Annotated in this window: 10 protein-coding genes; 5 read left to right on the top strand and 5 right to left on the bottom strand. The window is 71.2% G+C overall.

Annotated elements, in window-relative coordinates; translation table 11 throughout:
- The first annotated feature begins 264 nt into the window (after nt 1–264).
- Both ABZ193_RS42115 and ABZ193_RS42110 read left to right on the top strand, forming a co-directional pair.
- The gene (locus ABZ193_RS42115; RefSeq protein ID WP_235716212.1) at nt 265–966 is read left to right on the top strand and encodes a M50 family metallopeptidase; all 702 of its coding nucleotides are present in this window, start codon (nt 265–267) and stop codon (nt 964–966) included.
- A 51-nt stretch (nt 967–1,017) separates the two neighbouring features.
- A complete protein-coding gene (locus tag ABZ193_RS42110; protein ID WP_354714375.1) occupies nt 1,018–2,256 on the top strand; it encodes an aldehyde dehydrogenase family protein in 1,239 nt (412 codons plus the stop codon).
- A 63-nt stretch (nt 2,257–2,319) separates the two neighbouring features.
- Here ABZ193_RS42110 and ABZ193_RS42105 read toward each other — a convergent pair whose 3' ends face one another.
- The 4 genes from ABZ193_RS42105 to ccrA all read right to left on the bottom strand — a co-directional run bounded on the left by ABZ193_RS42105 (nt 2,320) and on the right by ccrA (nt 6,773).
- Nucleotides 2,320–3,276: an adenylate/guanylate cyclase domain-containing protein gene (locus tag ABZ193_RS42105; protein ID WP_354714373.1), complete on the bottom strand. Its 957-nt coding sequence runs from the start codon at nt 3,274–3,276 to the stop codon at nt 2,320–2,322.
- Nucleotides 3,277–3,279: 3 nt separating this feature from the next.
- A complete protein-coding gene (locus tag ABZ193_RS42100; RefSeq protein WP_017984484.1) occupies nt 3,280–3,729 on the bottom strand; it encodes a universal stress protein in 450 nt (149 codons plus the stop codon).
- Nucleotides 3,730–4,359: 630 nt separating this feature from the next.
- On the bottom strand, nt 4,360–5,421 hold the full coding sequence (locus ABZ193_RS42095; protein ID WP_020420206.1) for a chromosome segregation protein: 1,062 nt from the start codon (nt 5,419–5,421) through the stop codon (nt 4,360–4,362).
- A 14-nt stretch (nt 5,422–5,435) separates the two neighbouring features.
- Nucleotides 5,436–6,773 carry a crotonyl-CoA carboxylase/reductase gene (gene ccrA / locus ABZ193_RS42090; RefSeq protein ID WP_020420205.1) on the bottom strand — a complete coding sequence of 446 codons (1,338 nt, stop codon included), beginning with the start codon at nt 6,771–6,773 and terminating at the stop codon, nt 5,436–5,438.
- Nucleotides 6,774–6,984: 211 nt separating this feature from the next.
- On the opposite strand from ccrA, the gene ABZ193_RS42085 reads away from it, so the two are divergent.
- Together ABZ193_RS42085 and ABZ193_RS42080 are read left to right on the top strand one after the other, a co-directional pair.
- A complete protein-coding gene (locus tag ABZ193_RS42085) occupies nt 6,985–7,359 on the top strand; it encodes an SPW repeat protein (RefSeq protein ID WP_020420204.1) in 375 nt (124 codons plus the stop codon).
- Between the two features lie 81 nt (nt 7,360–7,440).
- On the top strand, nt 7,441–8,031 hold the full coding sequence (locus ABZ193_RS42080) for a TetR/AcrR family transcriptional regulator (RefSeq protein WP_020420203.1): 591 nt from the start codon (nt 7,441–7,443) through the stop codon (nt 8,029–8,031).
- Here ABZ193_RS42080 and mce read toward each other — a convergent pair.
- Complete coding sequence (gene mce / locus ABZ193_RS42075; protein WP_020420202.1) at nt 8,028–8,471, bottom strand: methylmalonyl-CoA epimerase; 444 nt, start codon at nt 8,469–8,471, stop codon at nt 8,028–8,030. The two genes, ABZ193_RS42080 and mce, sit on opposite strands and share 4 nt — an antisense overlap.
- Before the next feature lie 118 nt (nt 8,472–8,589).
- Here mce and ABZ193_RS42070 point away from each other — a divergent pair.
- The coding region (locus tag ABZ193_RS42070) for an acetyl-CoA C-acetyltransferase (RefSeq protein ID WP_354714370.1) at nt 8,590–9,714 on the top strand (1,125 nt) is incomplete at its 3' end.

Below are 9,714 nucleotides of genomic sequence, written 5' to 3'. Positions count from 1 at the left end.
CAGGAACACCGCGACGCTGGCCAGCAGCGCGCCGGCGAACCCGAACCAGATGAACCCGTAGAGGCCGTCGATCCCGAGCACCACGACCGCGAACAGGACCGCACCGGAGGGGCAGCGCCGGCGCCATCCCCACAACGGCACCACGCCGCCCCGCCCATCCCAACTACCAGTGAAGGAGCTGTGATCACGATGGGGGTGATAACAGGGAGCGCACTCCACGTGTGGTGAGCTTCGCGCGTGAACGAGGCGACGGCAGAGCTCGACGTGCTGGCGGGTCTCTTCGGGGCGCAGCCGGATCCGTCCATCCCGGTGCCGCTGGTCACCGGCGGTGTGGCGCTCCTGCTGGTGTTGTCCGGCGCGCCCTGGCGGATGGCCCGCAACGTGATCACCATCGTCCACGAAGCGGGCCACGCGTTGATCGCGGTGCTGGCCGGGCGCCGGTTGCAGGGCATCAAGCTGCACTCGGACACCTCGGGCGTCACGGTTTCGCGGGGCAAGCCCGAGGGGCCGGGCATGGTCCTGACCGCGCTCGCGGGCTACCCGGCCCCCGGGATCCTCGGCCTGGCCTTCGCGAGCCTGCTGGCCGCGGGACGCATCACGGTGCTGCTCGCGCTCGCCGCATTGCTGCTGCTCGGCGTGCTGGTCATGGTCCGCAACGCGTATGGCGTGCTGTCCGTGGTGCTCACGGCCGCCGGGCTGGCGGTGGTCGCGCTCGTCGCCGGGCCGCAGGTCCAGGCGTGGTTCATCTACCTGATCACCTGGTTCCTGCTGTTCGGCGGGCTCCGGCCGGTCATCGAGCTGCAGATCAAACGACGGCGCGGCGCGGCGCGGGACTCCGACGCCGACCAGCTCGCCCGGCTGACCGGTGTGCCGGCGGCGCTGTGGATGCTCATGCTCGGCGTGCTCGCGGTCACTTGTCTCTTCGTCGGCGGCGCGTGGCTGCTGGAACCCGCGCTGCAGCCCTGACCTGCCCGTGCGGCACACTGGAGGCTCCCAGTTCCCAGCGTGGAGGTAGCGGTGTCCGACGAGGTGGCGAAGGCTGTTGAGGAGTGCGCGCGGGCGGCCAAGGCGGCGTCCCCGTCGTTGGCCACCGCGTCCGACGAGGCCATCGACGCGGCCCTGACCGCCATGGCGAACCGCCTCCTCGACGCGCGTGAAAGCGTCCTGGAGGCCAACCGGGCCGACGTGGCGCGGGCACAGCAGGAAGGCATGAGCGCCGGACTGCTCGACCGCCTCACGATCACCGAGGAGCGGCTCACCGGCATGGCCGAGCAGCTGCGCCTGCTGGCCGGCTCGCCCCACGGCGAGCGCGAGATCCCGGTGAAGGAGCTGTCCGACGGCCTGCGGCTCGTCGAGCGGCGCCGTCCGGTCGGCGTGATCGGCGCGAACTACGAGGCCCGGCCCAACGTGACGGTCGACGTGGCGTCGCAGCTCGTCAAGTCCCGCAACGGCGGGGTGCTGCGCACCGGCTCGGCCGCGCTCGGCTCGGCCCAGCGGCTCCTGGAGGTCGTCATCGCCCCGGCGCTGTCCGACGCGGGCATCAACCCCGCCGTCGTGCAGCTGGTGCCGCGCGTCGAACGGGAGGCCGCGGCCGCCCTGGTGCGGTTCCCGGACCTGGTGCCGCTGGTCATCCTGCGCGGCAGTGGCGAGAGCACCCGCGCGCTCGCGCTCGAGGCCGCCCAGCACGGCGTGCGCACGCTCGCCCACGCCGACGGCGGCGGCGTGCTGTACATCGACGAGGCCGCCGACGCCGGCAAGGTTCGCGACCTGGTGTTCAACAGCCTCGACCGGCTGGGCGTCTGCAACCGGCTCAACCTGCTGCTCATCCACTCCGCGGTGCACGACCAGCTGTGGCCGGTCATCTCCGAGGCGCTGGCCGAGCGGAAGGTGACGCCCTCGCTGCCGCCGCACGAGCACGCCATCGGCTACGAGTGGGCGCTCGACTCCGACCACGAGGCCACGGTGACGGTCGCGCAGGTCGCCGACGTGACCGAGGCCGTGTCGATCGCCAACGAGCAGACCTCCGGCCTGGCGGCGGGCATCGCCACCGAGGACGCCGGAACCGCCTCGGCCTTCCTCGACGGCTACACCGGCACCGGCGTGTTCTGGAACGCGCCCACCCGCCTGCTGGACGGCTTCAAGCTGCTGGCCGTGCCCGAGACCGGCATCAACCTGGACAAGGTGCCGGGCCCCCGCGGGCCGGTCACCTACACCGACCTGTACGTGCGCCAGTACGCGGTCCTGCCCGCGAACTGAGCCTGACGATCGATGCGGTCGCCGGGGCACCGGTGACCGCATCGGTTTCCGCTCGGCGGCCTGCTAAGCCCTCCTGAGCACGTACGGGTGCAGCCGCGCGTAGCCGCGGACCGTCGCCGGGCGGCGGGATCGCACGGTGAAACCCGGCAGTTCCGCCAGTTCGCCCGCCAGTTCGCGGTCGATCAGCACCGTGCCTGGGCGCGCCACCGACGTGAGCCGTGCGGCCATGTTCACCACCGACCCGTACACGTCGCCGAAGCGGCTCAAGATCCTTCCCGCCGCCAGGCCCGCCCGGACTTCCGGCAGTTCGGCGTCCGCCGCTGTGCGTTCGGTCAGCGTCAGCGCTATCTCAGCGGCATCGGCCGGCGCGTCGGCGACGAACAGCACCTCGTCGCCGATCATCTTCACCACCCGGCCGTGGTGGTCGGCGATCACCTCGGTCGCGAGCAGCTCGAAGCCCTCCAGCACGGCACTGAGCTCGCTCTCGTCGAGGCGGCGGGTCAGCCGCGTGTAGCCGACCATGTCGACGAACCCGACGACCTCCGTCCGCGCCTCCAGGTCCTCCTCCGGCGAGGCCAGCGCGCGGCCCGCGAAGGCCGCCAGGTGCCGCCGCCACACGAAGTCCTGCACGCGCTGCAACTCCGGCAGCAGGCGCTCGACCAGCGTCACGACCTGCGAGTCGTCCTGGCCGAGGTGTTCGTTCTCGGTGATCAGTGTCCACAGCATCCGCACCTGCCACTCCGCCAGCCGGGACAGGTGCAGGCCCAGGGTGCGCGCCACCGGCGCCTCCAGGCCCTGGTCGAGCAGGCCGGAGGAGATCAGCTGGTCGGTGGTGCGGACGGCCTCGACGTCGGCGTCGGTGAAGACGACCTCGTCGTCGCCGACCGTGGCGAACCCCAGCGCCCGCCACAGGCGGGTGGCCCGTTCGATGGGCACACCCGCCTTCTCGGCCACATCGAGCCGCGTGTAGCGGCGCTTGCCGCCGAGCAGGATGCTCTCGAGGCGCTCGGAGTCCACCACGGCCTACGTGGTGTGCACGATCAGGACGTCGACGCCCGACTTGCGCGCCGCCTCCGACGGCACCGACCCGAGCAGCCGCCCGGTGAGCGTGTTGAGGCCGCGGTTGCCGACGACCAGCAGGTCGGCCGACTTGTCGGAGACGACCTTGCGCAAGGCTTCGACCGGCTCCCCGACCACGGCGATCGTCTCGGTCGACCCCGCGCCGGCCTTGAGTGCGCGGTCGCGGGCGCTGCGGAGCGTGTCCTCGGCCGGCGCCGAGCCGACCACCTGGTAGGCCTCCTCGCCGAGGACGTCCTGGGCCTTCTCCACGTCCTGCCTGCTCGCCGGGTAGTAGGCGCACACGATGACGAGCGTGGCGCCGGAGTCCGCGGCCACGGCCGCCGCCCGGTCGACCGCGCGGAACGATGAATCAGACCCGTCCGTACCGACAACCACGGTCCGGTATGCAGCCATCCCAATACCTCCGGCAAGGGTGCGCGCCTGTGCGCTTTCGCAAGTGGCGCCCTAGGTTACTCGCCAGTCGGTTTCTGCGCAGCCCCACCACCGGGGACGGTTTCACGTTCTTCGGCGGGCCGTGACAGCGCACCCGGCACACCTCGTCTGGCGGGGACAACCGCGCAGGCCACAGTGGCTGCGAAGATCGCGGCGGGCTCGACCCTGCCTCCGGTGGCCGTGGAGGTCGAGCGGGATCGAGCCTGACCGACCGGGGTCCCTGGTCGGATTGACGCAGCTCTGCCCGCCCGGGATGTGCAGAGCGGGGCGCAGCTTGCCTGGTGGCAGGGCGTGCCTGGTGGGGGAAGCGCCTGGTGAAGGTGGTTCGGCTCTGCCGCCTTGGCGGTGTGCTCCGGGCGGGATGTGTGGTGGCGGGAGTGGGCTGGCCAAAGTGGCTCAGCCCGCCCCGCCAGGCGTTACCTCCGTCCGGGAGCGCTGCCGCGCTGAGGTGTCACTTCCGTCCGGGAGCGCTGCCGCGCCGAGGTGTCACTTCCGTCCGGGAGCGCTGCCGCGCCGAGGTGTCACTTCCGTCCGGGAGCGCTGCCGCGCCGAGGTGTCACTCCGCTCGAGAGCGCTGCCCCGCCCGCGCCTCTACTGCCTCCCGGAGGGCTTCCCCGCAGGTGTGGCCTCGCGCTCCTCGGGCAGGGGCTCGATCACCGGTTCGGCTTCGCCGAGCACCGAATTGGCCTCTAGCAGCACTTCGCGCGCTGCCTTGACCTGTTCGGCGATTCCCGCGCGCAGCTTGCGCAGCGCCTCCACCCGGTCGGCGGCCGCGTTGATGCGGCGGTTCGACTCCTCCGTGGCTTCGCGCACGCGGCGCGCCGCCTCGTCGGACGCCTCCGCCACCCGGGCGTTCGCCTCGGTGATCGACTCCGTCTTGCGCCGGTTGGCGTCCTCGATGGACTCGCGGCGGCGGCGTTCGATCTCGGCCTTCGCGGCGGCCTCCTCCTCGGCGACCTTCTTCCGGATCGCCGCGGCCTCGTCCGTCGCTTCGCGGACGCGGCGTTCGGCTTCCGCCTTGCTGGTCGCCTCCTGCTCCGCCAGCACCCGCATCGCCTCGGTGCGCCGCGCCGCCATCGCGATCTCGAAGTCCTCTTCGACCTGCGTGCGGCGCTGCTCGGCCTCGCGGTCCAGCCGGTCCCGCTCCTCCTTGGCCTTGTTCGTGATCGACTCGGCCTCGGCGCGCGCGGTCTCCAGCACCTTGCGGTGCTCGGCCTCCATCTCCTTGCGCCGCGCGTCCAGCTCGGACAGCAGCTGCTCGTAGCGGGCGCGCATGGCGCTGGCGTCCGACTCGGCCTTCGCCCGGATGTGCCCGGCCTCGGCCTCCGCGCGGGCCCGCGTGTCGGCGGCCTCCTCCTGCGCCAGCCGCAGCATGCGCTGCAACCGCTCGGACAGGCCCTCGACCGTCGTCGGCGGCTGGCCCAGCCGCTCGACCTGGCCGCGCAGGTTCTCGATCTCGCCGCGAGCCTGCTCCAGCTGCCGGGCGAGGTCGCCGGCCTGCGAGATGGCGGCATCCCGGTCGGCGGCGAGCATTTTCAGGTCGCTGTCCAGCCGTTCGAGGTGCTCGTCGACCTGGTGGCGGTCGTAACCGCGCTTGGCCAGGTCGAAACCCGCGCCGAGCGGTACAAGCTCTCGTTCGTCGCCAAGGCTCATGCGGCCCAGACTACTTAGGCGCCGCGGAACAAATTGATCCGGTCGATGTGCTTGGACCGCTTCTCCACATCACGCACGCCCAAACCCTCCTCCGGGGCGAGACACAACACACCGACCTTGCCCTGGTGGGCGTTGCGGTGCACGTCCAGCGCCGCCTGCCCGGTTTCGGTCATCGGGTACGTCCGGGACAGCGTCGGGTGGATCAGGCCTTTCGCGATCAACCGGTTGGCCTCCCACGACTCGCGGTAATTCGCGAAATGCGAGCCGATGATCCGTTTCAGGTTCATCCACAGGTACCGGTTGTCGTACTGGTGCAGGTATCCGGAGGTGGACGCGCAGGTGACGATCGTGCCGCCCTTGCGCGCCGCGTAGACCGACGCGCCGAACGTTTCCCGGCCCGGGTGCTCGAACACGATGTCCGGGTCCTCACCGCCGGTCAACTCTCGGATGCGCGCGCCGAAGCGCTGCCACTCCTTCGGGTCCTGTGTGTTCTCGTCCTTCCAGAACCGGTAACCCTCCGCGTTGCGGTCGATCACCAGTTCGGCACCCATCCGGCGGACGATCTCCGCCTTCTCCGGGCTGGACACCACGCACACCGGGATCGCGCCGCCGTTGAGCGCGAACTGCGTGGCGTACGACCCGAGCCCGCCGGAGGCACCCCAGATCAACACCACGTCGCCCTGCTTCATGTTCGCCCCGTTGGGGGTCACCAGCTGCCGGTAGGCGGTGGAGTTGACCAGCCCGGGGCAGGCGGCCTCCTCCCAGGTCAGGTGGTCCGGCTTGGGCATCAACTGGTTGGCCTTGACCAGCGCCAGCTCGGCGAGCCCGCCGAAGTTCGTCTCGAAACCCCAGATCCGCTGGTCGGAGTCGAGCATGGTGTCGTTGTGCCCGTCCGGGCCCTCCAGCTCGACGTTGAGGCAGTGCGCGACGACCTGGTCGCCCGGCTGCCACCGGTGCACACCCGGCCCAGTGCGCAGCACGACGCCGGCCGCGTCCGAGCCGACCACGTGGTAGGGCTGGTCGTGGCGCTTGGCCAGCGGCGAGAGCTTCCCGTAGCGCTGCAGGAACTTGAACGTGGGGATCGGCTCGAAGATCGACGTCCACACGGTGTTGTAGTTGATCGCGCTGGCCATCACGGCGATCAGCGCCTCGCCCGGCCCTGGCTCGGGGGTGGGCACCTCGTCGACGTGCAGCGACTTGCGCGGGTCCTTGTCCCGGGAGGGGATGCCGTCGAACATGCCGGCCTCGTCGGCGTGGACCGTCACGCCGCGGTAGGCCTCCGGCACCGGCAGAGCGCCCACTTCGGCGGTCTCGCCGGTGAGGATCGCATCCCGGATGTCCGTGATCGTCATGTGGGCCTCCCTGCGCTGGGTTGGAGTGCCTGACATTACTGGCCAGTAACGTCATCCGCCACTGTCCGGGAGGAGGGCTACCTCACCCGTCCGTTGTGCCGGGTCCGCCGTAATCCAACCTTGATTGACCGGCCGGCCAATCAAGGCGCACCATGGCAGTGCGGAGACCGCGCCGCGTGGTCTCCCGGATCGGGTTCGGAGGTGATCACGAATGGCTGATCGTTCGAAGCGGGCGTGGACCCGTCCGCACGACTGGGCCGAGGTCGTGCTCGGGGTGGTGGCGGTACTGACGCCCCTGTGGGCCGACACCGACACCACCACCATGTGGACGATGATCGTGCTGGGCGCCCTCATCGCGCTGGACGGCCTGCTTTCGCTGTCCATGCCGGGCCTCGTCTACGGCGAGGGGGTCCAGGTCATCCTCGGGGCGCTGCTGTTCATCGCGCCGTGGGTGATGACCTACACGGCACTGGACGTGGCGGCGTGGTCCTCGTGGATCATCGGCGCCCTGACCGCGATCGCCGGGCTGGCGGCACTGCCGGTGGCGAACGCGGTGCACCGCGGTGGGATGACGACCGCGCACTGAGGCAGTCACCCCGGTCGGCCCACGACGAGCCGGTTTTCGGTTAGCGTTGTGGGCTGGCGAGCTGTACGAGAGGCGGGCGGAGTGGCGCGGACCGAACACGGCGACGACCTCCCGGCCAAGGAGCGGATCCTCCGTGCGGCCGAGGACCTCTTCGCGGAAAGCGGTTTCGACGCCACTCCGACCTCCCGGATCGCCGAGCGGGCCGGCGTGCCGAAGGGTCTCGTGCACTACTACTTCCGGCGGAAGGCCGACCTGCTCAGCGCCCTCATCAAGCGCCTGCCGGACGAGCAGATCGACGCCGCGCGGGTGGTCGTGCCCGGGGACATCGCGGAGAGCCTGCGGCGGCTGGTGTCCGAACTCGACGCGCGGCTCGCCCGGTCGCGGATGCTGTCCCACCTGCTGTGGCGGGAGGCCGACACCCACCGGGCGGTGCGGGACGCGCTGCACGACCGGTTCCAGCAGCTGGTCCGGCAGGTCCGCACGGTGATCATCGCGGCGGGGGACGGCGACCTCGCGGTGGCCGACGTGGACAGCGCGGCCGGGCTGCTGGCGCTCGCGGTGAGCTACCGGCACTCGGTGGCGCGGCACGGCGGGGACGACCCGCCGGACCTGATGGAGCGGGAGCTGAACTTCATCGCCGACGCGCTGATGGCCCGGCCCGCCCCGGGTTAGTGCGCGGCGGCGGGCTCGACCAGTTCGACGAGCACCCCGCCGGCGTCCTTCGGGTGCACGAAGTTCACCTTGCTGTTCGCGGTGCCGCGCTTGGCCTTGTCGTACAGCAGGCGCAGGCCCTTGGCCCGCAGCGCCTCGGCTGCGGCCTCGACGTCGGTGACCCGGTAGGCGACCTGCTGCAGGCCGGGGCCCTTGGTGTCGAGGAACTTCCCGATCGTCGAGTCCGGTCGCAGCGGCGCGAGCAGCTGGATGGCGGGGCCGGACTCGTCGCCCGGCGCGTGCAGCATCGCCTCGCGCACGCCCTGCTCCTCGTTCACCTCGGAGTGCGTGGCGATCATGCCGAAGTTCTCCGCGTAGAAGTCGATCGCGGCGTCGAGATCGGCGACGGCGATGCCGACGTGGTCGATGGTCGTCACGAACGGCTTCAGCGCGTCATTCATAGTGGTGAGGATAAAGCTTGGCACCTGGGTGCGTGGGTGCCACGGCTCACACCTGTACTGGACGGTTGCTCCGGGTATCGTCGGATCGACCGCCGTCGTTCGTCTGTTGGAGGCTGCTGTGTCCGGTTCCGTCATCCTGGGTGCCGCGCGTACCCCGATCGGGCGTCTGCTCGGTTCACTGAAGGACTTCACGGGCGCGCAACTCGGCGGGATCGCCATCAAGGCCGCGCTGGAGCAGGCCGGGGTGTCGCCGGACAAGGTCCAGTACACGATCATGGGTCAGGTGCTCACCGCGGGCGCGGGCCAGATCCCGGCCCGTCAGGCCGCGGTCGCCGCAGGCATTCCGATGGACGTGCCCGCGCTGACCATCAACAAGGTCTGCCTGTCCGGCCTGGACGCCATCGCGCTGGCCGACCAGCTCATCCGCGCCGGCGAATTCGACCTCGTGGTGGCGGGGGGCCAGGAGTCGATGACCCAGGCGCCGCACCTGCTGCCGAAGTCGCGGTCCGGCTTCAAGTACGGCGACACCGCGCTGCTCGACCACATGGCCTACGACGGCCTGTTCTGCGCCTTCGACCAGTGCGCGATGGGCGCGTCCACGGAGAAGTACAACTCCCGCTACGGCATCACGCGCGAGGACCAGGACGCCTTCTCGGCCCGGTCGCACCAGCGCGCGGTCGCTGCCGCCGAAGCCGGCCGGTTCAAGGCCGAGCTGGCGCCGGTGTCCATCCCGCAGCGCAAGGGCGACCCGGTCGTGTTCGACACCGACGAGGGCGTGCGCGCCGACACCACCGCGGAGAGCCTGGCGAAGCTGCGCCCGGCGTTCGCCTCGGACGGCACCATCACCGCGGGCTCGGCCTCGCAGATCTCCGACGGCGCCGCCGCGGTCGTCGTCGCCAGCCGGGCCAAGGCCGAGGAGCTGGGCCTGGAGCCGCTCGCCGAGATCGGCGCCCACGGTGTCGTCGCCGGCCCGGACGCGAGCCTGCACGAGCAGCCGTCGAACGCGATCAAGGCCGCGCTGGCGAAGGCGAAGCTGGACGCGAGCGCGCTGGACCTGGTCGAGATCAACGAGGCGTTCGCCGCGGTCGGCCTGGTGTCGACGAAGGCGCTGGGCATCGACCCGGAGATCGTGAACGTGGACGGCGGCGCCATCGCGCTGGGCCACCCGATCGGCGCGTCCGGTGCGCGGCTGGCCGTGCACCTGGTGCACGAGCTGCGCCGCCGCGGCGGTGGGCTCGGCGCG

The sequence above is a fragment of the Amycolatopsis sp. NPDC006125 genome (assembly GCF_040614195.1).
Taxonomy (GTDB): domain Bacteria; phylum Actinomycetota; class Actinomycetes; order Mycobacteriales; family Pseudonocardiaceae; genus Amycolatopsis_E; species Amycolatopsis_E tucumanensis.
Note: the sequence above shows the minus strand (reverse complement) of the source record. Positions and strands in the feature narration are given on the sequence as shown.

Bases quoted from the DNA above. Each gene is read 5' to 3' on its own strand.
- ABZ193_RS42100 (WP_017984484.1), bottom strand. From the start codon at position 3,729: ATGGCTGCATACCGGACCGTGGTTGTCGGTACGGACGGGTCTGATTCA.
- ABZ193_RS42095 (WP_020420206.1), bottom strand. From the start codon at position 5,421: ATGAGCCTTGGCGACGAACGAGAGCTTGTACCGCTCGGCGCGGGTTTC.
- ccrA (WP_020420205.1), bottom strand. From the start codon at position 6,773: ATGACGATCACGGACATCCGGGATGCGATCCTCACCGGCGAGACCGCC.
- ABZ193_RS42085 (WP_020420204.1), top strand. From the start codon at position 6,985: ATGGCTGATCGTTCGAAGCGGGCGTGGACCCGTCCGCACGACTGGGCC.
- mce (WP_020420202.1), bottom strand. From the start codon at position 8,471: ATGAATGACGCGCTGAAGCCGTTCGTGACGACCATCGACCACGTCGGC.